Origin of the sequence: Pseudomonas pichavaramensis (assembly GCF_050473265.1) — a bacterium.
Taxonomy (GTDB): domain Bacteria; phylum Pseudomonadota; class Gammaproteobacteria; order Pseudomonadales; family Pseudomonadaceae; genus Aquipseudomonas.
On record NZ_JBJKFJ010000001.1, the window covers coordinates 209,405 to 234,754 of the forward strand.

The window sequence follows — 25,350 nt, forward strand, 5'->3', positions numbered from 1 at the left end:
CTAAGTGCGGAATGTAATCCTCGTAGGCCCGATGGGAGCTGGAAAGAGCACCATCGGGCGTTTGCTTGCCAAAGAACTGCGTTTGCCTTTCAAGGACTCCGACAAGGAGATCGAGCAGCGTACCGGTGCCGACATTCCCTGGATCTTCGATGTAGAGGGTGAACAGGGTTTCCGTGAGCGGGAGCAGGCAGTCATTGCTGAGCTCTCCTTGCAGGACGGGCTGGTGCTCGCCACTGGCGGTGGTGCGGTAATGCGTCCGGAAAATCGCCATGCGTTGCATGCAGGTGGTCGCGTCGTCTACCTGCACACCTCGGTCGAGCAGCAGATTGATCGCACTTCGCGAGATCGTAACCGTCCCCTGTTGCGTACCGCCAATCCCGCTCAGGTACTCAGGGATTTGATGGCGGCGCGGGATCCGCTTTATCGCGAAGTGGCTGACATCATCATCGAGACTGACGAGCGTCCGCCACGGATGGTCGTTCAGGAAATTCTCTCGCGTCTGGAAGCACTGTCGCCCCGTTAAAGCTCGGGGCGAACTGCGCTATCCTTAAGGCCTTTTTATCCTGGGGGCCTCATGCAGACTCTTCACGTTGAACTCGGCGAGCGTAGCTATCCCATTTACATCGGTGATGGCCTGCTTGTGCGTCCTGAATTACTGGCGCGTCACATTGCGGGGCGCCAAGTGGCGGTGGTCACCAATGAGACGGTGGCGCCTCTGTATCTCGATACCCTCATGCGTTCACTGGAGGGGTTCAAGGTTGCATCGGTCGTCCTGCCTGATGGTGAGGCGTTCAAAAACTGGGAAACCCTGCAGCTGATATTCGATGGTTTGCTGACCGCCCGTCATGACCGACGCACCACCGTAATCGCTCTGGGAGGCGGTGTAATCGGTGATATGGCCGGGTTCGCGGCAGCGTGCTATCAGCGTGGTGTCGATTTCATCCAGGTGCCTACCACCCTGCTGTCGCAAGTCGATTCCTCGGTCGGAGGCAAGACGGGAATCAACCACCCGCTGGGCAAGAACATGGTTGGCGCCTTTTACCAGCCCAAGGCTGTCCTGATCGATACCGCCAGTTTGAATACCTTGCCGGAGCGTGAGCTGTCCGCTGGCTTGGCTGAGGTGATCAAATACGGCCTTATCTGTGACGAGCCTTTTCTTGGCTGGCTGGAAAGCAACATGGGGGCTCTGCGTGCGCTGGATGGCGCTGCGCTGACCTATGCCATCGAGCGCTCCTGTGCCGCCAAGGCGCGCGTGGTCGGGGCTGACGAGCGCGAGTCGGGCGTGCGCGCCACCCTGAATCTGGGGCACACCTTTGGTCACGCTATCGAGACCGAGCAGGGTTACGGCGTTTGGCTGCATGGCGAGGCGGTTGCCGCTGGAACGGTGATGGCGCTGGAAATGTCCTATCGTCTCGGCTGGTTGTCTGCTGTCGACCGGGATCGAGGCGTACGCCTTTTGCAGGCGGCCGGATTGCCTGTAGTGCCGCCTGCCGATATGACGCCCGAGCAGTTTCTTGAGCATATGTCGGTGGACAAGAAGGTTCTCGATGGTCAGCTTCGACTCGTGCTGCTCAAGCGTCTCGGCGAGGCTGTCGTGACCGCCGATTACCCGCGTGAAATTCTCGACGCCACGCTGCGTAGCGACTATGCGGCTCTGGCTCAGTCATCCAACTCTTGAAGAGTGATTCATGACCAGTTTGCATGCTGACGAAGCTTTCCTGGCGCACTACCAGTTCAGTCACGATCCGTTCGCGCCACGAGTGCCCGGTTTCAAGTTTTTCCCGGCGCAGCGCAAGCCGGTGCTGGGGCAGTTGCATCACCTGGCGCGCTACAGCCAGTTGTTGCTGGCGGTGGTCGGGCCGGAGGGCAGCGGCAAGACCCTGCTGCGCCAGGCATTGGTTGCCAGTACCAACAAGCAGGCTGTGCAGACGGTGGTCGTTGCCCAGAGCGTGACAGGGAGCGAAGCGCTGTTGCGTCATGTGGCTCAGGGGTTGTCCGTTGCCCAGGCTGATGCGAATTCGATTCTGGCTCAGGTTGGCCGGTTGGCGCTGACGGGGCAGGAAGTCTATCTGCTGATCGATGATGCCGATCAGCTCGATGATGCTGCGCTGAAAACTGTGCTGGCTCTGGCCGCAGGCAATGGCGAAGGTCGTCCGCATGTATTCCTGTTTGCCGAGCAGGGCCTGTTGGCCCGACTGGAGGCCTTGGCGGGTGGCGAGGAGTGTTATCACGCCATAGAGCTTCAGCCGTATGCCGAAGACGAGACGCGCGACTACCTCGCTCAGCGGCTCGAGGGCGCGGGGCAGGGCATTGATCTGCTTACAGATGAGCAGGTCGAGGATATTCATGCTCGCTCCCTGGGTTGGCCAGGGGCAGTCAATCAAGAGGCCCGCGAGCTGCTGGTTGAGCAGATGCTTGCGCAGCGTTCGGCTGGGCGTGGTACAGGCGGGTTGGCCTTGCCCAGAAAGCATCTGCTGGCCCTGGCAGTAGTGCTGGTGGGGGTTGCGGCTGCTTGGTTCATGCAGGGGCGAGATTCGACGGCGCCTGCGCCGGTTGCCGACAACGCATCGCTCCCCATGCAATCGTCTGAGCCAGTGGCGGGGGCTGAGGAGTCGAAGCCGGAGAGCGAATCTGGGGAGCGCGCACCGGCTATCGAGTTTGCGGGTAACAGTCAGCCGCTGCCATTACCTTTGGTAGGGGAGTCGCAGGCGGTCATTCGTCAGCCATTGGCCGAGGCAGCAGGCGAAGAGCTGGATGACTTCGAGCCGCCAGTTTCGCCGGAGCCCTCGACGGTTACTGCGCCGTCGACTCCAATCCCTGCTGCACCTGCACCTGCACCTGCACCTGCACCTGCAAAGCAGCCTGAGCCTGTCAAACAACCAGAACCTGCTGCACCGAAGCCTGCTGCTCCAGCTCCGAAGCCGGCACCTGCTCCGGCGCCGAGCGCTAATCCAGCTACTGCGGCGAGTGGTTGGTATGCGCAGCAATCTGCGTCGCGCTATGCGCTGCAGGTTGTGGGCTCGCGATCGGAGTCGAATATTCAGGCGCTGGTACGAGAGGGTGGCGCTGAGTACCACTACTTCAAGAAGGTTCACCAGGGGCAGCCGTTGTATGTACTGACGTATGGCAGCTTTACCAGTCGTGATGCCGCCCAGGCTGCGATAAAGAGTCTGCCTGCCAAGCTGCAGGCGGGTAAGCCGTGGCCGCGCACGCTGGGCAGTATCCAGCAGGAAATGAGCCGCTAAGCGCTCTGTTCCAATATGACCGCCTGGTCGGTAGCACGACCTTGCGGTCCTATCCTTCGTTTTTGCGACATTAATTTTCACCCCCTCGTCACGAAAATTTGTGACGCCCAAGGTGGATATGTACAATGACCTCCCTTTTGCCCACGCAAAGCTGGCGCGTGCCTGCTTTTCGGGTTTAAGTCATTGAATTAGAAAGTAATTTGCCTGAAGTCTAGGCAGCCTGGTGAGAGTTTCCCCTATGAAAGCAGGTTTGTACCGTCCTGATGAGTTCAAGGATAACTGCGGCTTCGGCTTGATCGCCCATATGCAAGGTGAGGCTAGTCATCACCTGCTCAAGACCGCTATTGAGGCCCTCACCTGCATGACTCACCGCGGCGGTATCAACGCCGACGGCAAGACCGGTGATGGCTGTGGTCTGCTGATTCAGAAGCCTGACCAGTTCCTGCGTGCGGTCGCCCAGGAGCAATTCGGCGCTGAGCTGCCTGCTCAATATGCCGTGGGCATGGTCTTCCTCAATCAGGATGCGGCCAAGGCCGAAGCCGCGCGCGAGAACATGAACCGCGAAATCCTCGCGGCTGGTTTGCAACTGGTGGGCTGGCGCAAGGTGCCGGTCGATACCAGCGTGCTCGGCCAGCTGGCGCTGGAGCGTCTGCCGCAGATCGAGCAGGTGTTCATCGGCGGCGAAGGTCTGAGCGATCAGGAATTCGCCATCAAGCTGTTCAGCGCCCGTCGTCGTTCCTCGGTAGCCAACGCCGACGACAGCGATCACTACATCTGCAGCTTCTCGCACAAGACCATCATCTATAAAGGCCTGATGATGCCGGCGGACCTGCAGCAGTTCTACCCGGACCTGGGTGACGAGCGCCTGCAGACTGCCATTGCCGTGTTCCACCAGCGCTTCTCCACCAACACCCTGCCGAAGTGGCCGCTGGCACAGCCCTTCCGCTATCTCGCGCACAACGGCGAGATCAACACCATCACCGGCAACCGCAACTGGGCCCAGGCCCGTCGCACCAAGTTCGCCAACGAGCAGATCCCTGATCTCGATGAGCTGGGCCCGCTGGTCAACCGTGTGGGTTCCGACTCCTCAAGCATGGACAACATGCTCGAACTGATGGTCACCGGTGGCATCGACCTGTTCCGCGGCCTGCGCATGATCATTCCGCCGGCCTGGCAGAACGTCGAGACCATGGACGCCGACCTGCGCGCGTTCTACGAATACAACTCCATGCACATGGAACCCTGGGATGGCCCGGCCGGCGTGGTGCTGACCGATGGTCGCCATGCCGTGTGCCTGCTCGACCGTAACGGTCTGCGTCCGGCGCGCTGGGTCACCACCAAGAACGGCTATATCACCCTGGCTTCGGAAATCGGCGTATGGGATTACCAGCCCGAGGACGTCATCGCCAAGGGCCGTGTCGGCCCGGGGCAGATCCTTGCTGTCGACACCGAGACCGGCCAGGTGCTGGACACCGAGTCCATCGACAGCCGCCTGAAGTCGCGTCACCCCTATAAACTGTGGCTGCGCAAGCATGCCCAGCGCATCAAGGCGACGCTGGAAGACCGCGACCATGGTTCGGCCTTCTACGACCCGGATCAGCTCAAGCAGTACATGAAGATGTTCCAGGTCACCTTCGAGGAGCGTGACCAGGTGCTGCGCCCGCTCGGCGAGCAGGGCCAGGAAGCGGTCGGCTCGATGGGTGACGACACGCCGATGGCGGTGCTCAGCCAGCGCGTGCGCTCGCCGTACGACTATTTCCGCCAGCAGTTCGCGCAGGTCACCAACCCGCCGATCGACCCGCTGCGCGAAGCGATCGTGATGTCCCTGGAAATCTGCCTGGGCGCCGAGCGCAACATCTTCAGCGAGTCGCCGGAGCACGCCACTCGCGTGATCCTCAGCAGCCCGGTGATTTCGCCGGCCAAATGGCGCGCGCTGATGAGCCTGGAGCGTGCGGGCTTCGACCGTCATGTCATCGACATGAACTACGACGAGTCGCTGGGCCTGGAAGCCGCCGTGCGCAACATGGCCGATCAGGCCGAAGAAGCCGTGCGTGCCGGCAAGGTCCTGCTGGTGCTCACCGACCGCAACATCGCACCCGGCAAGCTGCCGGCGCATGCGGCGTTGGTCACTGGTGCGGTGCACCATCGTCTGACCGAGAAAGGCCTGCGTTGCGACTGCAACATCCTGGTCGAAACCGCCACCGCGCGGGACCCGCACCACTACGCGGTACTGCTCGGCTTCGGCGCCTCGGCGATCTATCCGTTCCTGGCCTACGAAGTGCTCGGCGACCTGATCCGCACTGGCGAAGTGCTGGGCGATCTGTACGAAGTGTTCAAGCACTACCGCAAAGGCATCTCCAAGGGCCTGCTGAAGATCCTGTCGAAGATGGGCATCTCCACCGTGGCGTCCTACCGCGGTGCGCAGCTGTTCGAAGCGGTCGGCCTGGCCGATGAAGTCACCGAGCTGTGCTTCCGTGGTGTGGCCAGCCGCATCCAGGGCGCGCGTTTCGTCGACATCGAGAGCGAGCAGAAGCTGCTGTCCTTCGAAGCCTGGAACAACCGCAAGGCGATCCAGCAGGGCGGCCTGCTCAAGTTCGTCTACGGCGGCGAATACCACGCCTACAACCCGGACGTGGTGCGCACGCTGCAGGACGCCGTGCAGCAGGGCAATTACGAGAAGTACAAGGAATACTCGGCGCTGGTCGATACCCGTCCGGCTTCGATGATTCGTGACCTGCTCAAGGTCAAGGAATCCGCCACGCCGATCAGCCTCGACCAGGTCGAGCCGCTGGAGTCGATCTTCAAGCGCTTCGACGCTGCCGGTATCTCCCTCGGCGCGCTGTCGCCCGAGGCGCATGAGGCGCTGGCCGAGGCGATGAACCGCCTGGGTGGCCGCTCCAACTCCGGTGAGGGCGGTGAAGACCCGGCGCGTTACGGCACCATCAAGAGCTCGAAGATCAAGCAGGTGGCTACCGGCCGCTTTGGCGTGACCCCGGAATACCTGGTCAATGCCGAAGTGCTGCAGATCAAGGTGGCCCAGGGCGCCAAGCCCGGTGAGGGCGGCCAGCTGCCGGGCGGCAAGGTCAATGGTCTGATCGCCAAGCTGCGCTACGCGGTGCCGGGCGTGACCCTGATTTCGCCGCCGCCGCACCACGATATCTACTCGATCGAAGACCTGGCGCAGCTGATTTTCGACCTCAAGCAGGTCAACCCCAAGGCGCTGGTATCGGTCAAGCTGGTGGCTGAAGCCGGCGTTGGCACCATCGCCGCCGGTGTGGCCAAGGCCTATGCCGACCTGATCACCATCTCCGGTTATGACGGCGGTACCGGCGCTTCGCCGCTGACCTCGATCCGTTACGCCGGCGCGCCGTGGGAGCTGGGCCTGGCCGAGACCCACCAGACCCTGCGCGGCAACGACCTGCGCGGCAAGGTGCGGGTGCAGACCGACGGTGGCCTGAAAACCGGCCTGGACGTGATCAAGGCCGCCATCCTCGGCGCTGAGAGCTTCGGCTTCGGCACCGCGCCGATGGTCGCCCTGGGCTGCAAATACCTGCGTATCTGCCACCTGAACAACTGCGCCACCGGCGTGGCGACGCAGAACGACAAGCTGCGTAAGGACCACTTCATCGGCACCGTCGAGATGGTGATGAACTTCTTCACCTACGTCGCTGAGGAAACCCGTGAGTGGCTGGCCAAGCTGGGCGTCAGCCGTCTTGAGGACCTGATCGGACGTACCGATCTGCTCGAGATGCTGCCGGGCGAAACCGCCAAGCAGGGCAACCTGGACCTGTCGCCGCTGCTCGCCAGTGCGCACATCCCGGCTGACAAGCCGCAGTTCTGCCAGGTGCCGAAGAACCCGCCGTTCGACGAAGGCCTGCTGGCCGAGAAGATGGTCGAGCTGGCCAAGGACGCCATCGCCGGCAAGACCGGTGGCGAGTACGAACTGAAGATCGGCAACTGCGACCGCTCCATCGGTGCCCGTGTGTCTGGCGAGATCGCCCGTGCTCACGGCAACCAGGGCATGAACGGCGCGCCGATCACCTTCCGCTTCAAGGGCACTGCCGGTCAGAGCTTCGGTGTGTGGAACGCCGGTGGTCTGAACCTGCGCCTGGAAGGCGATGCCAACGACTACGTGGGCAAGGGCATGACGGGCGGCAAGATCGTCATCACCCCGCCTGCCGGCAGCCCGTTCGCCACCGAAGACAGCGCCATCATCGGCAACACCTGCCTGTATGGCGCCACCGGCGGCAAGCTGTTCGCCACCGGCACTGCGGGTGAGCGTTTCGCTGTGCGTAACTCCGGCGCCCACGCCGTGGTGGAAGGCACTGGCGACCACTGCTGCGAATACATGACTGGCGGCTTCGTCTGCGTACTGGGCAAGACCGGCTACAACTTCGGCTCGGGCATGACCGGCGGCTTCGCCTACGTGCTCGACCTGGACAACGGCTTCTACGACCGCGTCAACCACGAGCTGGTGGAAATCCAACGCATCAACAGCGAGGCGATGGAAGCTTACCGCAGCCACCTGGAAAACGTGCTGGCCGAGTACGTCGAGGAAACCGGTAGCGAGTGGGGGCAGAACCTGCTGGAAAACCTGGACGATTACCTGCGCAAGTTCTGGCTGGTGAAACCGAAAGCGGCGAGCCTGAAGTCGCTGCTGTCCAGCACCCGTGCCAACCCGCAATAAGAATGCGCCTGAAGTGGTTTGATGAGGTAATGCAATGACTGAACGTCTGAACAACGACTTCCAGTTCATCGAAGTCGGGCGCAAAGACCCGAAGAAGAAACTGCTGCGTCAGCGCAAGAAGGAATTCGTCGAGATCTACGACAACTTCAAGCCGGCGCAGGCTTCTGACCAGGCGCATCGCTGCCTGGGCTGCGGCAACCCGTATTGCGAGTGGAAGTGCCCGGTGCACAACTTCATTCCGAACTGGCTCAAGCTGGTCTCGGAAGGCAACATCCTCGCCGCCGCCGAGCTGAGCCACCAGACCAACACCCTGCCGGAAGTGTGCGGCCGGGTGTGCCCGCAGGACCGTCTGTGCGAGGGCGCTTGCACCCTCAACGACGGCTTCGGCGCGGTGACCATCGGCTCGGTGGAGAAGTACATCACCGACACCGCCTTCGCCATGGGCTGGCGTCCGGACATGTCGCGGGTCGTGCCGACCGGCAAGCGTGTTGCCGTGATCGGCGCCGGCCCGGCCGGCCTGGGCTGCGCTGACGTGCTGGTGCGCAACGGTGTGACCCCGGTGGTGTTCGACAAGAACCCGGAAATCGGTGGCCTGCTGACCTTCGGTATCCCCGAGTTCAAGCTGGAAAAAACCGTGCTCAGCCGCCGCCGTGAAGTCTTCACCGGCATGGGTATCGAGTTCCGCCTGAACACCGAGATCGGCAAGGACGTGACCATGCAGCAACTGCTGGATGAGTACGATGCCGTGTTCATGGGCATGGGCACCTACACCTACATGAAGGGCGGCTTCCCCGGTGAGGACCTGCCGGGCGTCTACGACGCCCTGGATTTCCTCATCGCCAACGTCAACCGCAACCTCGGTTTCGAGAAAACGCCGGAAGACTTCATCGACATGAAGGGCAAGCGCGTCGTGGTGCTCGGCGGTGGTGACACCGCGATGGACTGCAACCGCACCTCGATCCGTCAGGGCGCCAAGGCCGTTACCTGCGCCTACCGCCGTGACGAAGAGAACATGCCGGGTTCGCGCAAGGAAGTGAAGAACGCCAAGGAAGAGGGTGTGAAGTTCCTCTTCAACCGCCAGCCCATCGCCATCGTCGGTGAAGGCAAGGTGGAAGGCATCAAGGTGGTCGAGACCCGTCTCGGCGAGCCGGATGCCCGTGGCCGCCGCAGCCCCGAGCCGATTCCGGGCTCCGAAGAGGTCATCCCGGCGGAAGCCGTGCTGATCGCTTTCGGCTTCCGCCCGAGCCCGGCGCCGTGGTTCGAGCAGTTCGAGATCCAGACCGACAGTCAGGGTCGCGTCGTCGCGCCTGAGCAGAGCCAGTTCAAGCACCAGACCAGCAACCCGAAAATCTTCGCCGGTGGCGACATGGTGCGTGGTTCCGACCTGGTGGTGACGGCGATCTTCGAAGGTCGTAACGCCGCCGAAGGCATCCTCGACTACCTCGGCGTCTGATTCGCCTGCGACCGGCGCGACTGCACCCGGTAGTCGCGCGGGTCGATGGCGAAACTCTCCAGGCGCGAGCGCAGTGTGGTGGGCTTGAGCTCCAGCAACCGCGCCGCGCCATCTTTGCCCGATATCCTGCCGGCACAGGCGCTGAGCGCCGCGATCAGGTTTTCGCGCATCTGTCTGCGCTGCTCACCCTGAGTGAGAATGCGCGCTTCCTGTTCCTGAGGCGCAGGCGTCAGCTGTTCTGCCGGTGCGTCATTCGGCAGGTCCAGACGCAGGCGACTGCCCGGTGAAATGATCACCGCACGTTCGATCAGGTTCTCCAGTTCACGAATGTTGCCGGGCCAGGAATAGCCCTGCAGGCGCTGGATATCGGCCAGGCGCAGGCTGGGTTCCGGGCGGTTCAACTGGCGGCAAACGCGGCTGAGAAAATGCTGGGCCAGCGGCGGGATGTCTTCGGCGCGCTGACGCAGTGGCGCCGACTCGATGGGGAATACGTTGAGGCGAAAATACAGGTCTTCGCGGAAGCGCCCGGCGCGCACTTCCTGACGTAGGTCACGGTTGGTGGCGGCGATCACCCGCACGTCCACCTGGCGTGTGCGGGTGTCGCCGACGCGCTCCAGCTGCTGCTCCTGTAGCACGCGCAGCAGCTTGCTCTGCAGCTCCAGGGGAATCTCGCCGACCTCATCGAGAAACAGCGTGCCGCCATCGGCCAGTTCGAAGCGGCCGACGCGGTCGTTCAGTGCGCCGGTGAAGGCGCCGCGGATATGGCCGAAGAACTCGCTCTCGAACAGCTCGCGCGGCACCGCAGCGCAGTTGACGCGGATCAGCGGGCGCTGGCTGCGCCCGCTGTTGTCGTGAATGGCGCGGGCGATCAGCTCCTTGCCGGTGCCGGACTCGCCAGTGATCAGCACGTTGGCGCCGGTCGGGGCGACCAGTTCGATCTGGTGGATTACCTGCTGCATCGCAGCGCTGCGGCCGACCAGGTTGTGCTGGGCGTACTCGCCGCGAATTTCCTCCTGCAGGTAGGCGTTTTCCAGTTCCAGGCGCTGCTTGAGCTGCTGCACTTCGTTTAACGCCTGGCGCAGGCGTCGTTCGGTTTCCAGGCGCTCGCTGATGTCGCGAAACACCACCACGGCGCCGACCAGCTCGCCGTCGTCGCGCAGCGGCGTGCTGGTGTACTCCACGGGGATGGGGTTGCCGTCCTTGTTCCAGAACACTTCGTCCGCCACCTGATGCACCTCGCCGTCGTTGAAGGCGGCGTAGATGGGGCAGGTGTGGCCGTCGTAGGCGCTACCGTCGGGATGATGGTGATGGATCAGCTGGTGAATGCTGTGGCCGATCAGGTCCTCGGCGCGCCAGCCGAGAATGCGCTCGGCAGCCGGGTTGACGAAGGTGGTCTCGCCATTGCGATTGACCCCGTAGATGCCCTCGCCAGCGGCGCCGAGGATCAGCTGATTCTGCCGTTCGAACTGGCGGAAGATGCGCTCGACCCCTTGCCACTCCAGCAGCCCCTGACGCTGATAGCGCTCAGCCTCGGCCAGCCCGCGCAGGGCATCGAGTGGGCGGCGTTCCTGAATCAGCAGGCCGAGCAGGGCGGCGCCGTCATGCAGCAGGTGGCTGCCGCTGATCTCCACTTCCAGGTAGCCGCCGTCCAGGCGCAATAGGCCGAGGTTGTCGCGCCAGGCATGGCCGCGTGCCTGAACCTCCTCGGTAAAACTCACCAGTGCGCCAAGGTCATGGGCCCAGAGGCGGCTGGCGCGTTGCGCGAGCAAGACTGTCTGGCTGCAGTCGAGCAAGGCGCAGCAGGCCGGGTTGGCGTGCAGGATGCGGTCACTGGCAGGGTCGATGAGCAGGCTGGCGCTGCGCATGTGTTCCAGCAGCAAGCGGCTGGCAGTCTGTGAGTCGGGCATGGTGTGCTCCGCAGGATGAGCTGAACAGGAGCTATCAAGCGGCGTGCCATTTGACGGCTTTTCGTTTTTCGTAATGACGATATCTCGTTTATCACGAGATATCGTCATTCTTGGTTATTTTAAAAAGTCATATTTATCAATGGCTTGAGTTTATTTTTCAGTTGGTACAGCTCCTGCAATAGCCAGGGTGAACCGGCCGGCAACGGCCCCTTTCACTCAGCGCCAGCCTCACCAATTTGGGGCATGCCGCAGCAGGAGACGCCACGATGAGTGTCAACAGCCTGGACGATCCGTTCAGCCCCGATAGCGAGTTAGCCCATACCACGGGTTGCGATTGCCAGCGCTGCGCGCCGAGTGCAGCGGCGCTGCCGGCGAGCAGCGAGGACATGCTCGATCGCGCCGTGGAGAGTGCCATCGTTCGTGGTGTGTTCGGCCACAACGATTTCTCCCGCCGCAGCTTCATGGGCATGATCGGTGGTGGGATGGCGGCGGCGATCCTCGGCAGCATGATTCCCCTCGATGCGGTCAAGGCTGCGGTCAAGGACAGCCTCGGCCCGCTGGAGAAGAAGAAGCTGAAGATCGGCTTCGTACCCATCACCTGCGCCACGCCGATCATCATGGCCGACCCCATGGGGTTCTACTCCAAGTACGGCCTGGAGGTGGAAACGGTGAAGACCGCCGGCTGGGCGGTGGCGCGCGACAAGTCGCTGGCTGGTGAATATGACGCCTCGCACATGCTCTCGCCGATGCCGCTGGCCATCAGCCTGGGCCTGGGCTCGACGCAAACGCCGTTCGTCATGCCGGCGCTGGAGAACATCAATGGCCAGGCCATCGTGCTGGGCATGCAGCATCAGGACAAGCGTGATCCGAAGCTGTGGAAGGGCATGCGTTTCGGCGTGCCGTTCGAGTATTCGATGCACAACTTCCTGCTGCGCTATTACGTCGCCGAGCACGGCCTGGACCCGGATCGCGACATCCAGATTCGCGTCGTACCGCCACCGGAGATGGTCGCCAACCTGCGTGCCGGCAACCTCGACGGCTTCCTCTCGCCGGACCCGTTCAACCAGCGCGCAGTGTGGGAGAAGGTCGGCTTCATCCACCTGTTGACCAAGGACCTGTGGCCGGGCCACCCGTGCTGCGCCTTCGCCTGTAGCCAGCAGTTCGCCAGCGAGAATCCCAACACCTACGGCGCGCTGCTGCACGCCTTGGTCGACGCCACGCAGTACTCCTCCAAGGCGGAAAACCGCAAGGCGGTGGCCGAGGCGATCTCCACCAAGAACTACCTCAACCAGCCGGTCGCGGTGGTGCAGCAGGTGCTCAGCGGGCGCTACGCCGATGGTCTGGGCAAAATTCACGACGAGCCTGAGCGGATCGACTTCGACCCCTTCCCCTGGCAGTCGATGGCGGTGTGGATCCTCACCCAGATGAAGCGCTGGGGTTATCTGGAAGGCGACGTCGACTACCGCACTATCGCCGAGCGGGTGTTCCTCGCCGCCGACGCTGGCAAGGTCATGCAAGACCTCGGTCTGCCGGTGCCAGGCGACGCCTACAAGTCCTTTAGCGTGATGGGCAAGCCGTTCGATCCGGCCGACCCCGAGGGCTACTTGTCCAGTTTCGCCTTGCGGAGGTCGTGATGAAAGCTTCGCTGCCGCTGCGTTCGGCGATCATCTCGATCCTTCTGCTGGTGCTGCTGCTCGGCGTGTGGGAGGCGCTGTGCCGCGTGCCGCCGAGCAGCGAGGTGGCCGCCGATGACGAGTACGCCCTGCTCATGGGCGAAGCCGAGCAGCGTGCCAGCGTGCCGCCACCTTCGGTGGTGCTGGCGCATGCCTATAACGAGCTGAGCCAGCCGTTCTATGACAACGGGCCCAATGACAAGGGCATTGGCATTCAGCTCGGGCATTCGCTGTACCGCGTGCTGGCCGGCTACCTGCTGGCGGCGCTGGTGGCGATTCCGATCGGCTTCGTCATCGGCATGTCGCCGCTGATGTACCGCGCGCTCAACCCCTTCATCCAGGTGCTGCGACCGATCTCGCCGCTGGCCTGGATGCCGCTGGCGCTGTTCGTGATCAAGGATTCGCAGACCTCGGCGATCTTCGTGATCTTCATCTGCTCGGTCTGGCCGATGCTGCTCAATACCGCCTTCGGCGTGGCCGGCGTGCGCCGCGACTGGATCAACGTCGCCCGTACCCATGAGCTCGGCCCGCTGCGCACGGCGTTCAGCGTCATCCTGCCGGCTGCGATGCCGACCATCCTCACCGGCATGCGCATCTCCGTGGGCATCGCCTGGCTGGTGATCGTCGCCGCCGAAATGCTCGTGGGCGGTACCGGCATTGGTTACTACGTGTGGAACGAGTGGAACAACCTGGACCTGTCCAGCGTGATCTTCTCGATCCTGATGATCGGCGTGGTGGGCATGCTGCTCGATCTTCTGCTGGGCAGCATCGCCCGTCTCGTCAGCTATCAGGAGTGATGTCATGTCCCGTTATTTTCTCGATGCGCGGCGCCTGGCCAAGCGCTTCCCGCAACCCGGCGCGGAGCCGCTGACGGTATTCGAAGAGGTCAGCTTCGGCCTCGAACAGGGCGAGTTCGTCTGCATCATCGGCCACTCCGGCTGTGGCAAGTCGACCATCCTCAACGCTCTGGCCGGGCTCGACAGCTTCAGCGAGGGCACCCTGGAGATGGCCGGCAAGGAAGTCGCCGGGCCGAGCCTGGAGCGCGGTGTGGTGTTCCAGAACTACAGCCTGTTGCCCTGGCTCAGTGCGCTGGAGAACGTCGAGTTCGGCGTGCGTGCGCGCTTCCCGCAGTGGTCCAAGGAGCAGCGCCGCGCGCACAGCCGTAAGTACCTGGAGATGGTCGGCCTGGGCGGCTCCGAGTCGCGCAAGCCGGCGCAGTTGTCCGGCGGTATGCGTCAGCGCGTGAGCATCGCCCGAGCCTTCGCCACTCAGCCGCAATTGCTGCTGCTCGACGAGCCGTTCGGCGCGCTGGATGCCCTGACCCGTGGGGTGATTCAGGACGAGCTGATCAAGATCTGGAGCGCCACCAAACAGACGGTGTTCATGATCACCCACGATGTCGACGAGGCGATCCTGCTCTCTGACCGCATCCTGCTGATGACCAACGGCCCGCGGGCGCGCATCGCCGAGTCGGTGCGCATCGACCTGCCGCGCCCGCGCCAGCGTGACCAGGTGATTCACCACCCGGGCTATTACCGCATTCGCAATCACCTCGTGGACTTCCTGGTGAACCGCTCGCACGAGTTGCGCGGGCGCACCCTGAGCGACGAGCACGGCTTCCCGCCGGAAATCAACCCTGCCCTGGACGAGCCAAGCGGCGCCGCCAGGGTCGTACCCCTGACCTCTGTGAAGGAGCTTCACCATGGATAAGCAAGAAATGCGCAGCACCATCATCGCCGCCAAGGAACGCCTCGGCCTGGACTGGGCGGAAATCGGCAAGGGCATCGGCATGTCGCCGGTGTGGACCACCTCGGCCTGCCTGGGCATGAACAGCATGCCCAAGGAGAACGCCGACGCCCTGTGCGAGACGCTGGAACTGTCGGAGGACGTCTCCGCTGCGCTGCAGAAGTTCCCGCACAAGCACTGGGACAAGACCATCCCCACCGACCCGCTGATCTATCGCTTCTACGAAATGATCAATGTCTACGGTGAGACCATCAAGGAACTGATTCATGAGGAATTCGGCGACGGCATCATGAGCGCCATCGACTTCAGCATGGACATTTCCCGTGTCGCCGACCCCAAGGGCGACCGCGTGCAGATCGTCCTCAACGGCAAATTCCTGCCCTATCGCAGCTGGTAAATCGTCGCGGCATATCGTCGCGATGGACAAAAGGCACGGCACCCGCCGTGCCTTTTGTTTTGCGCTCTGCGAAAATGCCCGCACTTTTTTCGCCGGATGCCACCATGACCGCCCTGAAAAACGACCGTTTCCTTCGTGCCCTGCTCAAGCAACCCGTGGATGTCACGCCGATCTGGATGATGCGCCAGGCCGGTCGCTATCTGCCGGAGTACCGCGCGACCCGGGCCCAGGCCGGCAACTTCGTGAACCTGATGAAGAACCCGGAGCTGGCCTGTGAAGTGACCATCCAGCCGCTGGACCGCTACCCGCAGCTGGACGCGGCGATCCTCTTCTCCGACATCCTCACCATCCCCGATGCCATGGGCCAGGGCCTGTACTTCGAAACCGGCGAAGGCCCGCGCTTCAAGAAAGTGGTCAGCAGCATGGCTGACATCGAAGCGCTGCCGGTGACTGATGCCGAGAAGGATCTGGGCTACGTGATGGACGCCGTGCGCACCATTCGCCGCGAGCTTAACGGCCGGGTACCGCTGATCGGCTTCTCCGGCAGCCCGTGGACGCTGGCGACCTACATGGTCGAGGGCGGCTCGAGCAAGGACTTTCGCAAGACCAAAGCCATGCTCTACGACAACCCGCAGGCCATGCACGCGCTGCTGGACAAGCTGGCGCAGTCGGTCACGGCTTACCTCAACGGGCAGATTCTGGCCGGTGCGCAGGCGGTGCAGATCTTCGATTCCTGGGGCGGTGCGCTGTCGGCAGCGGCCTATCAGGAATTCTCCCTGGCCTACATGAAGAAGATCATCGATGGGCTGATCCGCGAGCATGACGGGCGCCAGGTGCCGGTGATCCTGTTCACCAAGGGCGGCGGTCTGTGGCTGGAATCCATGGCTGACAGCGGCGCCGAAGCCCTGGGCCTGGACTGGACCTGTGACATCGGCAGCGCCCGCGCCCGTGTCGGCGCCAAGGTGGCGCTGCAGGGCAACATGGACCCGGCGGTGCTCTACGCCAAGCCGGAGGCGATCCGCGCCGAAGTGGCGCGCATCCTGGCGGCCTACGGCGCCGGCAGTGGCCACGTGTTCAATCTCGGCCATGGCATCACCCCGGAAGTCGACCCGGCCAACGCCGGCGCCTTCTTCGAGGCGGTGCACGAGCTGTCGGCGCAGTACCACCGCTAGGTTCAATGCAGCCGTAGGGTGGATGACGCTTTCATCCACCCTTGCGCTCACCGATGGCCGCCCGGCAAGCGTCCTCCACCCCGCGAGCTGGCGCTCGGCAACTGGATCTCAGGGCTTGTTTCTGGGATTGTGCAGTTTCAACTCAAGCTGCGTGTCCTCTTCGCCATGCTCGAAGCGGCTCTTGCGCGGGCTCGGTTTACCGGTAAACAGCGATGGGTTGCCGGAGAATGCCACCGGCTCGCGTGGTATGCCTCGCGGGCTCAGGGCCAGCTTGCCGTCACCGTCAGTGTCCTGAAACAGCTGGATGGCGTACTGCCCGGGCGGCACGTCCGGCAGGCGCAGTTGCTCACCCTTGCCACGCAGCTCGCGCAGCGCCGGTTGCCAGTCCTTCTGCTCGGCGGGTACCAGTGCCACGTACAGCTCTGCGTCGCTGTCCTGCAGGCCGCTGACGCAAATCAGCAGGTCGCCTGCCGAGGCGGAAAAGGCGACGAACAGGAGAAGCAGTGCGCATAGTTTGGTTACGATTTGATGAGTTCTCTGTGGCATAATCCGCCCATTTTGCAGGGAATGCGCTGGGATGCGTCAGGTTTTAGTCGTTCACTTCTCACAGACTGGCCAGCTGAATCGGTTGGTGCAATCGGTCTGCGCACCTTTGCACAAGTGTAACGATATTGAAGTCGATTATCTGGCACTGCAGCCCGCGCAGCCGTTCCCCTTTCCCTGGCCGTTTCTCGGTTTCTTTCGCATCTTCCCGGAAACCGTGCTGATGAAGCCGCAGCCGTTGCTGCCGCTGGACGTGGACGCCGACAAACGCTACGACCTGGTGATCCTGGCCTATCAGGTGTGGTTCCTCTCACCGTCGCTACCCTGCACCAGCTTTCTCGCCTCGCCCGAGGCCGCACGTCTGCTCCAGGACACGCCGGTGGTCACTCTCGTTGGCTGCCGCAACATGTGGCTGATGGCGCAGGAGAAGGTCAAAGCGCGTCTGCAGGCGCTCGGCGCGCGCCTGGTGGATAACGTGGTGCTGACCGATGCCTGCGGTACCGCCGCGAGTTTTCTGGCCACGCCCTTGTGGATGTTCACCGGCCGGCAGAAACCCTATTCGTGGGTGCCGCGTGCGGGTATCGACGAGGCTGAGATAGTCGCGGCCAGTCGCTTTGGCGAGGCCATTGCCCAGCGCCTGCAGCACAATGATCTGCCGGTCGAGCAGCCCATGCTCAGCGGCCTGGGGGCGGTGAAGGTGGACGAGAAGCTGATCGCCAGCGAGAAGGTCGGCAATCGCAGCTTTACCCTGTGGAGTCGTCTGCTGTCTGCGCTCGGTCCGCAGCAGAGTCGCCGCCGTGGCGTCGGCCTGGTGGTGTATATCGTCTTTCTGATTTGCCTGATTGTCACCGTGGTGCCGGTCACGGCGCTGTTGAAGAAGTTGCTGGCGCCGCTGTTCAAGGCGCGCATCCAGCGCGAGAAGGCCTACTTTGCCGGCCCGTCCGGCGAGTGACGTGACCTGAGGTATTGCAGTGGCTCACCCCGTATTCATCAATCGCATCAGCGCCTACCTGCCGCACGACCCCGTGGACAACGAGCAGATGGAAGCGCGCCTCGGCATGGTCGGTGGCAAGCCCTCACGCGCGCGCAAGCTGGTGCTGCGGCGCAACGGCATCCAGCAGCGTCATTATGTGATCGACCCGCTGACAGGCGAGCCGGGCATGAGCAATGCCCAGCTCAGCGCCGAGGCCATTCGTGGCCTGCAGGGCGAAGGCTTCGAGCTCGACCAACTGGATTGCCTGGTGGCCAGCACTTCATCGCCTGATCAGGTCATGCCGGGGCATGCGGTGATGGTGCATGGCGAGCTGGGTAATCCGTCCTGCGAGGTGGCGACCACCGCCGGTATCTGCCTGTGCGGCATGACCGCGTTGAAATACGCCTGGATGAGCGTGGCCAGCGGTGAGAGCCGCAACGCCGTGGCCTGTGGCTCGGAGGTGGCCTCGACGCTGATGCAGGCGCGCAATTTCAACGCCGAGTACGAGAGCCGCGTCGAGGAGCTGGAAAATCATCCGGAAATCGCCTTCGAGAAAGACTTTCTGCGCTGGATGCTTTCCGACGGCGCCGGCGCGGTGCTGCTGCAGCGCCAGCCGAACACGGCTGGGCTGAGTCTGTGCATCGACTGGTTGGACATCTACTCCTTCGCCGATCAGATGCCAGCCTGCATGTATGCCGGCGCCGATATGGAAGACGGCCGCTTGCGTGGCTGGAGCCGCTACGAGGCCGAGGCGCGCGCGAAGCAGTCGATCATGGCGATCAAGCAGAACGTCAAACTGCTCAACGAAAACATCGTCAAGTACACCGTGGAAGAAGCGCTCAAGCGTATCATGGCGCGCCGCGAGCTGCGCGTGGCGGATATCGACTGGTTCCTGCCGCATTACTCCTCGGCGTTCTTCCGCGAGCCGCTGGCCGCTGGTCTGGCCAATGTCGATCTGCCGATTCCGCAGGCGCGCTGGTTCACCAACCTGACCAGCAAAGGCAACACTGGCGCGGCCTCGATCTTCATCATCCTCGAAGAACTGTTCAACGGTGGGCGTTTGCGCAGTGGTCAGCGATTGCTCTGCTACGTGCCTGAAAGCGGGCGTTTTTCCAGTGCGTTCATGCATCTGACGGTGGTCGGCGATGAAGCTTGACGAAGTTCCCCAGGATCACAGCTCCACTTACGGTGGCCACAGCAAGCTGGTTTATGCCGTGGATGACAGCGGGCATTATCAGCGCGCGCAGAGCGACGGCTGGGAGCCGGAGGCTTACGCTACTCAGCTGGCGGTCGCCGAGCTCGAGGCTCAGGAGGCCGAGGCCCTGGCGGGCTGGCAGCGCGGCGAACTGTCGCCACTGAAATGCCTGATGTATCGCTATCGCATGGATGAGCCGGCACTGGCTCAGATCACCGGGTTGTGGCAATGGCGGGTGCGCCGTCATTTCCGCCCGCACATCTATCGTCGCCTGAGCACCTCTGTGCTGGCGCGCTACGCCGAGGCTTTCGGCCTGACCGTCGACGAGCTGCGTCGCTACCAGAGAGAGTTGTCATGACTGCCTTCCAGCACCGCCAGAGTGCCCACTGCGAGAGTGGCGTGATGGCCAGCCTGCTGACCCATGCCGGCCTGCCGATGAGCGAGCCGATGGCATTTGGTCTGGCCTCCGGCCTGGCCTTTGCCTACCTGCCGATCGTCAAGCTCGGTGGCATGCCGTTGATTGCCTATCGTATGCCGCCGCGACACCTGATCAAGACCCTGAGCAAGCGTCTGGGCGTGAAGCTGACCAGCCGCACCTTCGCCAACCCCGAGCAGGGGCGGATAGCGCTGGACGCGGCACTCGACAGCGGCCGTCTGGCCGGTCTGCAGAGTTCGGTGTTCTGGCTGCCGTATTTCCCGCCGGAAATGCGTTTTCACTTCAACGCCCACAACCTGCTGGCATACGGGCGTGAGGGCGATGATTACCTGCTTAGCGATCCGGTTTTCGAAGAGCCCGTGCGTTGCGCCAGTGCCGACCTGCAGAAGGCGCGTTTCGCCAAGGGCGCGCTGGCGGCCAAAGGGTTGATGTATTACCTCGACGACGTGCCGCAGGAACAGGACTGGGAACGCCTGATCCGGCAGAGCGTGCTCTCCACCTCACGTATCCTCGATGGCATGCCGTTGCCGTGGATCGGTATTCGCGGCATTCAGCACCTGGCCAGGTGCGTCGAGAAACTCGACCCCGCGCAGACCAAGTACAACCGCCTGTACCTCACCCACATCGTGCGCATGCAGGAAGAGATAGGCACCGGTGGCGCCGGCTTTCGCTTCATGTACGCCAGCTTCCTGCAGGAAGCGGGGGAGAAGATCGCCGACAACAACCTGCTGGAGGCTTCGGAGCGTCTGACCGCGGTGGGCGATGACTGGCGCCAGTTCGCCTCGGCGTGCGTGCGCGCCAGCCGCAGCAAGGGGGAAGTGCCGGATTTCCGGCCGATCGCCAAGAGATTGCGGGCGATTGCCGATCAGGAACGGCTGTTGATGAAAGAGCTGGGCGCCTGGTCCAAGCGCCGCTAGAACTGCAATACTTGGACTTCGACAGCCGCTGTGAGGCTGGCGAAGTCCAGCGCCGCCGTCGCTGCATCGATCAGCACGGCGTGGGCCTGGAAGCTGCCGTTCTCATCGATGACCGCCAGCAGCGCCTGGTCGATCATGCCGTCGGCCAGATCCAGAGCGGCCAGTGCCTGCAGCTGCGACCAGACCCGAGGCCCTGCGCCGATGAACAGGTTCGGACCTTCCAGTCCCAACTGCGCCGCGACGTGGAAGCCGGCTGCGTTACTCACGCTGTTGACGAACTCGAAGGGTTTCGGCTGGCGCTGGTGGACGCAAACGGCATCGAGCAGCGCCCCCATGGTGGCGCGGTCCGGATGGCGGGACGCCAGATACAGGCCGCAGCGTGGGCGCACCTGCGCCTTCAGCGGCGCCGTGCACAGCAGCGCCTGCAAAATCATGCGGTCGATGCGCCGTGGCGGCGTCGGTAGCCATTGACCCAGTGCCGCTTTCAGCTCCTTGTCGCTGCAGCTGGCGTCGCCGCTTACGCTGCAGGCCGCGATCACCGCTTTCATGGCATGCCTCCCGGGCAACCTTGCAGCACCAGACTGGCATTGTTGCCGCCAAAGCCGAAGAAATTGGCCAGCAGCAGGCCATCCGCCTTGACGCAGCTCGGTTCGCTGGCCAGGGGCAGCATGGCCTCGGCGGCGTAGTCCAGGCCGGGCAGGCGGGCGAGGGTGTTCATGAGTAGCAGGGTTTCGCTGAGGCCGCAGGCTCCCAGGGTGTGGCCGAGCCAGGGTTTGAGCACGCACAGAGGTGGCAGTTGCTCAGCGAACAGCAGGCGTACACCGTTGCTCTCGGCGCGGTCATTGGCGCCGGTAGCGGTGCCGTGCAGTTTGACCAGATCGATCTGCTCTGCACCGATGCCGGCACTGCGCAGGGCTTCGCGCATGACCCAGTCGATGTGGCTGCCATCTTCGCGAGTGGTGGTCAGGTTGCTGGTGTCACAGGCGCTGAAGCCGCCGAGCAGTTTTGCCAGCGGTGCTTCGCCGGGCTGCGACGACAGCAGGGCGGCGGCATAGGCTTCGCCGAGAACCAGCCCGTCGCGTTCCGGGTGGAATGGCCGATAGTCGCCACTGGGACTGGTCAGATCGAGCGCGCCGAAGCCTTGCTGGGCGATGGCACTGGGTGTTTCGAATGCCAGCACCAGCGCACGTCGGTACAAGCCGGCGGCGAGCATCCGGGCGCCGTACAGCAGGCCATTGGCGGCGCTGGTGCAGGCGGTATTCAGGGTGAAGGCGTCGGCGAAGCGCCAGCGCTGCTGCAGCTTCACGGCCAGCAAGTCGAGTGAGGTCGAGTGCTCGTTGCGAAAGCCACCCCGCGCGGCGACCTGGGCCTCCAGGTCATTGATGTCGAGGCTGGTACTGGCGACGATCAGCAGGCAGTCGCGCAGATCGCCCGTGTCGCTGCCCAGTGTTTCGCGGATCAGGCGATCGAAGCGCTGGTCCAGGTTTTCCAGACCGGGGCTTGCCCGCAGGTAGGCGCGCGGCTGCTGCAACTCATGCAGGGTGAACGACGATGGCACAGGGCGCGTGCCCCGCTGCAGGGCGCCGCTCGCAGTCTGCAGGTCAGGGCCCAGGGCACTGTGCAGGGCGCCGCGCTGCAGATAGATGGGTGTCACTGCTTTTGCCTGATGAAGGCGGCGATGCTGGCGATGCTGCCCAGGATGCGGCGGCCATCCTTGGCCCCTTCAATACGTACGCCGTAGTGCTGTTGCAGGGCCAGCGATACCTGCAGGGCGTCGAGGCTGTCCATGGCGATGCGGCTTTGCTGGCCGAACAGGGGCTCGTCATCCTCGATGCTCTGCCAGTCGATGTCGTCTTCCTTGTCGCATTCACGGATCAGCAGTTGCTTGAGTTCTTGTTCTAGTAATGTGTGGTCCATTGCGTTTGCTGCACTCGTTTGCGAAACAGAAAAAGCCCGACGCTGCCCAGCAACAGGGCGAACAGCAGAAGGCGGGCACAGTCAGGCGCGATATCGGCAAGCGTTCCCTGGCCCACCAGCAGGGTCAGGAAGGCGTCCAGTGCCCAGCTCATCGGCGACACTTGCGCCAGTTGGCTCATGGCTTCGGGCATCACGCTCTTGGGCACCATGATGCCGCCGATAGCGGCGAGGATGATATTGATGCCGCCACCGAGCAGCAATGCCTGTTCGCCGCTGCGGGCCAATGCCGCCAGCAGCAGCCCCAGGCTGCAGGCGGCCAGGCTCAGACTGAGCGCGAGCAAGAGATAGGCCAGCGTGGAGCCGGGCAGCTCCAGCCCGCTGAGGCCGAGCAGTGGCAAGGCGTGGACGCCGATCGTCAGGAGCAGGACGAACTGCACCAGGTTGATGCTCAGATAAGGCAGCAGCTTGCTCACTACCAGGGCGGTAGGGCTCAGCCCAAGGGCACGGAAACGCAGCAGGGCGCCGCTCTGTTGTTCGCGCTGGAAACCTCCGGCCATGGGCAGCGCGACGAAGAACATGCCGAAGATCAACCAGCCCGGCACGCTCAGCTGGCTGGCGTTGGCCTTGCCGCTGAGCTCACCGCTGGCCAGCAGCTGCATTTCGCTGATCTGGCTCTGGGTGCGCTGCTGGATCAGTTGCCAGCGCTCCTCGGCGCTCGCCTCCTCAGACAGCGCACCGCTGTCCTCGAGGAAGGCGAGCAGGCGGGTCTGCGCCAGGGCAATGTTCAGCGCGGCGCGCAGGCGCTGGCGGGTCTGGTTGTCGACGCGGGCGGGGTAGGTCAGCGTGGGGCCAACATGGGGTATGTCCAGCAGCGTATCGGAGAAGTTATCGGCGAGGATGATACGCGGCAGCGCCTCGTCGCTGCTGGCGAGCACCTGGCTTCCCGGCAATTGCGCCTGCAGGGCTTGGCGGAAGAAGTCGCTGGCCTCGCTGTGTCGTTCGCTCTCGAGCACCAGGTCCAGCGCTGGCGGCTGGTCACTCAGGTAGTTGGAGAGTGCTGCGGCCATCAGTAGCAGAAACAGGGTCGGCATGATGAACAGCACCGCCAGCGCATGCGGGTCGCGCAGTAGCAGCAGGTATTCCTTGCGGATCAGTGCCAGCATGGGCTTCATAGCCGGCCTCCGTTGAGGCTCAGATAGAGCTGCTCCAGTGATGGGCGACCGAAGCGCAGCAGGCTCGGGGGCGTGGCCTGGGCGCAGACGAACTGGGTGATGGCCTGCAGTTGCGCGGCATCGATCTCGTTGATGCGCACTCCACCAGGCAAGGGCTCGGCGTGCAGCTGCAGTTGCGTGAGCAGTGCGCTGAAACCCTCCGGCACCTGTTGCGGCCATTCCAGCTGCAGGCTGTGGCCGGCGTCGAGCAACTGCTGCTTGTCCACGTCGAGCTGCACACGGCCCTCGTGCAGCAGCAGGATGCGCCCGGCTATCCGCTCGACTTCGTCCAGGTAGTGGCTGGTGTAGATCACGCCGTGGCCTTCGCTGGTGAGGCGTGCAACGGCATCGAGCAGCAACTGCCGGCTGGCGGCGTCGACGCCGACCGTCGCTTCGTCGAACAGGTACAGGCGTGCGGGCTGGAGCAGACCGATGGCAAAGTTCAGGCGTCGTTGTTCGCCACCGGACAGCCTTCCGGCGCGCTGTGACAGTTTGTCTGCGAGCACGCAGCTGCTGATGCACAGCTCCAGACGCTGGCGGCGCTGGGCGCCTTGCAGGCGATAGAGATCGGCGAACAGCGCCAGGTTCTCGGCTACCGTCAGCTCTGCGTAGAAGGCCAATTGTTGTGGCACCAGGCCCAGGCTGCGCGGGCCCTCCCAGCGAATGCTGCCGTGTTGCATGGCCAGGGTTTCGCTGAGCAGGGCGAGCAGGGTGGTCTTGCCTGCACCATTGCTGCCGAGCAGGCCCAGACACTGGCCTTCCTGCAGCTGCAGGTCGATGCCCTGCAGTGCCGGTTGCTGCGCGCCGGGGTAGCGAAAATTGACGTCATTCAACTCAAGCATGCACGAGCACCAGCAGCAGTTTGCCGTCTATCAGAGGTTGCTCGCCGGCGTGGATGGCGAAGGCATAGAGCGCGCCGGCCGGGCTCAGGGCTTCCTGCCGGGCGCTTACCAGCAGGGGCCCGTCGCGGCGTGTGACCGGGTGCAGATGTAGTTGGGAAAGTTTGCCGACCAAGGCCATTTCGATGGCATCGTTCTCGCCGTATAGGGCACCATGTGCCGCGCAAAGCTGGGCGGCGGCCTCGAACAGCAGGTCGGGAGAGGCATCTTTGCCGAGCTTGTCGAGATGATGCCAGCCGCTCAGGCCGCGAATGCCATCGGTGTCGTGATCGATCAACGCATCCAGCCAGAGCGCGTCGCCCTGATGCGGCAGCAGTGAGTGCAGTTGGGTGCGATCCATGGCGAAGGGTCAGGGCGTACGGGCGAGGCAGTGTAACAGAGGGAGGTGCCCCGGGGGGCAGAGGGAGGACGTGGTGACGACGTGGCAGTTGGTGGCTTTTGTGATGCTCAGCGCGGTGCTGGTGGGAATATCCTGGCGTACGTTGGGTAACCCGCGTAGCCATGGTTTCTATCGCTTCCTGGCCTGGGAAGTGATGCTGGTGATGTTGCTGCTCAATGCGGAGCATTGGTTCGGTGACCGGGGTGAGCTGCACCAGCAGATTGCCTGGGTGCTACTCAGCCTGTCGTTGCTGGTGCTGTTCGCCGGGGTTTATCAGATGCGCCGCTTTGGCCGGGCCGGAGCACAGCGTCAGGACGACGAGCTGTTCGCCTTCGAGCGTACGTCCCGATTGGTGACCGGTGGCGTGTTCCGCTATATCCGGCATCCGATGTACTGCTCGCTGCTGCTGCTGGCCTGGGGCATTGCCTTCAAACGCATCGACGTGCTGATGCTGCTGCTGGCCGCGCTGTCCAGCGTGCTGCTGTGGTGCGCGGCGCGTTTCGAGGAGCGCGAGTGCCTGGCCTATTTTGGCGACGATTATCGTCACTACATGAAGCGCAGCCGCATGTTCGTGCCGTTCGTGTTCTGAGCCGGCTGTCG

The 25,350-nt window shown here is 63.4% G+C and carries 23 protein-coding genes; 15 read left to right on the forward strand and 8 right to left on the reverse strand.

Annotated features, from left to right (window positions below; genetic code table 11):
• Positions 1 to 4 precede the first annotated feature (4 nt).
• From aroK to ACJRW5_RS00935, 5 genes are all read left to right on the forward strand, one after another.
• Positions 5 to 523, forward strand: coding sequence for a shikimate kinase AroK (aroK, locus tag ACJRW5_RS00915; RefSeq protein WP_484568657.1), 519 nt, complete (start codon positions 5 to 7; stop codon positions 521 to 523).
• Between the two features lie 51 nt (positions 524 to 574).
• Entirely contained in the window at positions 575 to 1,678 is a 1,104-nt protein-coding gene (gene aroB / locus ACJRW5_RS00920; protein ID WP_484568658.1) for a 3-dehydroquinate synthase, read from the forward strand.
• Between the two features lie 10 nt (positions 1,679 to 1,688).
• The gene (locus ACJRW5_RS00925) at positions 1,689 to 3,245 is read left to right on the forward strand and encodes an AAA family ATPase (protein ID WP_484568659.1); all 1,557 of its coding nucleotides are present in this window, start codon (positions 1,689 to 1,691) and stop codon (positions 3,243 to 3,245) included.
• 238 nt (positions 3,246 to 3,483) lie between these two features.
• Positions 3,484 to 7,932 carry a glutamate synthase large subunit gene (gene gltB / locus ACJRW5_RS00930; protein WP_484568660.1) on the forward strand — a complete coding sequence of 1,483 codons (4,449 nt, stop codon included), beginning with the start codon at positions 3,484 to 3,486 and terminating at the stop codon, positions 7,930 to 7,932.
• Between the two features lie 34 nt (positions 7,933 to 7,966).
• A complete protein-coding gene (locus tag ACJRW5_RS00935; protein ID WP_484568661.1) occupies positions 7,967 to 9,385 on the forward strand; it encodes an FAD-dependent oxidoreductase in 1,419 nt (472 codons plus the stop codon).
• Here the strand turns inward: ACJRW5_RS00935 and ACJRW5_RS00940 are convergent.
• Positions 9,370 to 11,292 (reverse strand): sigma-54 interaction domain-containing protein, encoded by a 1,923-nt coding sequence (locus ACJRW5_RS00940; RefSeq protein WP_484568662.1) that lies wholly within the window; start codon positions 11,290 to 11,292, stop codon positions 9,370 to 9,372. The two genes, ACJRW5_RS00935 and ACJRW5_RS00940, sit on opposite strands and share 16 nt — an antisense overlap.
• A gap of 266 nt (positions 11,293 to 11,558) precedes the next feature.
• Between ACJRW5_RS00940 and ACJRW5_RS00945 the strand changes: the two genes are divergently transcribed.
• The 5 genes from ACJRW5_RS00945 to hemE all read left to right on the forward strand — a co-directional run bounded on the left by ACJRW5_RS00945 (position 11,559) and on the right by hemE (position 16,280).
• Positions 11,559 to 12,926 (forward strand): CmpA/NrtA family ABC transporter substrate-binding protein, encoded by a 1,368-nt coding sequence (locus ACJRW5_RS00945; RefSeq protein ID WP_484568663.1) that lies wholly within the window; start codon positions 11,559 to 11,561, stop codon positions 12,924 to 12,926.
• The gene (gene ntrB / locus ACJRW5_RS00950) at positions 12,926 to 13,762 is read left to right on the forward strand and encodes a nitrate ABC transporter permease (protein ID WP_484568664.1); all 837 of its coding nucleotides are present in this window, start codon (positions 12,926 to 12,928) and stop codon (positions 13,760 to 13,762) included. The genes ACJRW5_RS00945 and ntrB overlap by 1 nt, the downstream gene beginning before the upstream one ends.
• Positions 13,763 to 13,766: 4 nt before the next feature.
• Complete coding sequence (locus tag ACJRW5_RS00955) at positions 13,767 to 14,675, forward strand: ABC transporter ATP-binding protein (RefSeq protein ID WP_484568665.1); 909 nt, start codon at positions 13,767 to 13,769, stop codon at positions 14,673 to 14,675.
• A complete protein-coding gene (gene cynS / locus ACJRW5_RS00960) occupies positions 14,668 to 15,108 on the forward strand; it encodes a cyanase (RefSeq protein WP_484568666.1) in 441 nt (146 codons plus the stop codon). The genes ACJRW5_RS00955 and cynS overlap by 8 nt, the downstream gene beginning before the upstream one ends.
• Before the next feature lie 104 nt (positions 15,109 to 15,212).
• A complete protein-coding gene (gene hemE / locus ACJRW5_RS00965) occupies positions 15,213 to 16,280 on the forward strand; it encodes a uroporphyrinogen decarboxylase (protein ID WP_484568667.1) in 1,068 nt (355 codons plus the stop codon).
• Between the two features lie 108 nt (positions 16,281 to 16,388).
• Here the strand turns inward: hemE and ACJRW5_RS00970 are convergent, their stop codons facing one another.
• Positions 16,389 to 16,826 carry a DUF2141 domain-containing protein gene (locus ACJRW5_RS00970; RefSeq protein WP_484568668.1) on the reverse strand — a complete coding sequence of 146 codons (438 nt, stop codon included), beginning with the start codon at positions 16,824 to 16,826 and terminating at the stop codon, positions 16,389 to 16,391.
• Between the two features lie 106 nt (positions 16,827 to 16,932).
• Here ACJRW5_RS00970 and ACJRW5_RS00975 point away from each other — a divergent pair, with 106 nt between their 5' ends.
• The 4 genes from ACJRW5_RS00975 to darH are packed head-to-tail and all read left to right on the forward strand — an operon-like array spanning position 16,933 to position 20,344.
• A complete protein-coding gene (locus ACJRW5_RS00975; RefSeq protein ID WP_484568669.1) occupies positions 16,933 to 17,775 on the forward strand; it encodes a dialkylrecorsinol condensing enzyme in 843 nt (280 codons plus the stop codon).
• Positions 17,776 to 17,794: 19 nt separating this feature from the next.
• Positions 17,795 to 18,952 carry a beta-ketoacyl-ACP synthase III gene (locus ACJRW5_RS00980; protein WP_484568670.1) on the forward strand — a complete coding sequence of 386 codons (1,158 nt, stop codon included), beginning with the start codon at positions 17,795 to 17,797 and terminating at the stop codon, positions 18,950 to 18,952.
• A complete protein-coding gene (locus ACJRW5_RS00985) occupies positions 18,942 to 19,349 on the forward strand; it encodes a DarG family dialkylresorcinol biosynthesis protein (RefSeq protein WP_484568671.1) in 408 nt (135 codons plus the stop codon). The genes ACJRW5_RS00980 and ACJRW5_RS00985 overlap by 11 nt, the downstream gene beginning before the upstream one ends.
• Positions 19,346 to 20,344 carry a BtrH-related acyltransferase DarH gene (gene darH / locus ACJRW5_RS00990; protein ID WP_484568672.1) on the forward strand — a complete coding sequence of 333 codons (999 nt, stop codon included), beginning with the start codon at positions 19,346 to 19,348 and terminating at the stop codon, positions 20,342 to 20,344. Before ACJRW5_RS00985 ends, darH begins: the two co-directional genes overlap by 4 nt.
• Here the strand turns inward: darH and ACJRW5_RS00995 are convergent.
• Genes ACJRW5_RS00995 through ACJRW5_RS01020 form a run of 6 tightly spaced genes read right to left on the reverse strand, consistent with a single transcriptional unit; the run spans position 20,341 to position 24,711 of the window.
• Positions 20,341 to 20,892, reverse strand: coding sequence for a hypothetical protein (locus ACJRW5_RS00995; RefSeq protein WP_484568673.1), 552 nt, complete (start codon positions 20,890 to 20,892; stop codon positions 20,341 to 20,343). The two genes, darH and ACJRW5_RS00995, sit on opposite strands and share 4 nt — an antisense overlap.
• Complete coding sequence (locus ACJRW5_RS01000) at positions 20,889 to 21,998, reverse strand: beta-ketoacyl synthase N-terminal-like domain-containing protein (protein ID WP_484568674.1); 1,110 nt, start codon at positions 21,996 to 21,998, stop codon at positions 20,889 to 20,891. Before ACJRW5_RS01000 ends, ACJRW5_RS00995 begins: the two co-directional genes overlap by 4 nt.
• A complete protein-coding gene (locus tag ACJRW5_RS01005) occupies positions 21,995 to 22,261 on the reverse strand; it encodes an acyl carrier protein (protein WP_484568675.1) in 267 nt (88 codons plus the stop codon). Before ACJRW5_RS01005 ends, ACJRW5_RS01000 begins: the two co-directional genes overlap by 4 nt.
• Positions 22,243 to 23,433, reverse strand: coding sequence for an ABC transporter permease (locus ACJRW5_RS01010; protein ID WP_484568676.1), 1,191 nt, complete (start codon positions 23,431 to 23,433; stop codon positions 22,243 to 22,245). The genes ACJRW5_RS01005 and ACJRW5_RS01010 overlap by 19 nt, the downstream gene beginning before the upstream one ends.
• Positions 23,430 to 24,314 carry an ABC transporter ATP-binding protein gene (locus tag ACJRW5_RS01015; RefSeq protein ID WP_484568677.1) on the reverse strand — a complete coding sequence of 295 codons (885 nt, stop codon included), beginning with the start codon at positions 24,312 to 24,314 and terminating at the stop codon, positions 23,430 to 23,432. Before ACJRW5_RS01015 ends, ACJRW5_RS01010 begins: the two co-directional genes overlap by 4 nt.
• A complete protein-coding gene (locus ACJRW5_RS01020; protein ID WP_484568678.1) occupies positions 24,307 to 24,711 on the reverse strand; it encodes a beta-hydroxyacyl-ACP dehydratase in 405 nt (134 codons plus the stop codon). The genes ACJRW5_RS01015 and ACJRW5_RS01020 overlap by 8 nt, the downstream gene beginning before the upstream one ends.
• A 73-nt stretch (positions 24,712 to 24,784) precedes the next feature.
• Here ACJRW5_RS01020 and ACJRW5_RS01025 point away from each other — a divergent pair, with 73 nt between their 5' ends.
• Positions 24,785 to 25,339, forward strand: a complete 555-nt coding sequence (locus ACJRW5_RS01025; RefSeq protein WP_484568679.1) for a methyltransferase family protein — start codon at positions 24,785 to 24,787, stop codon at positions 25,337 to 25,339.
• Positions 25,340 to 25,350 lie beyond the last annotated feature (11 nt).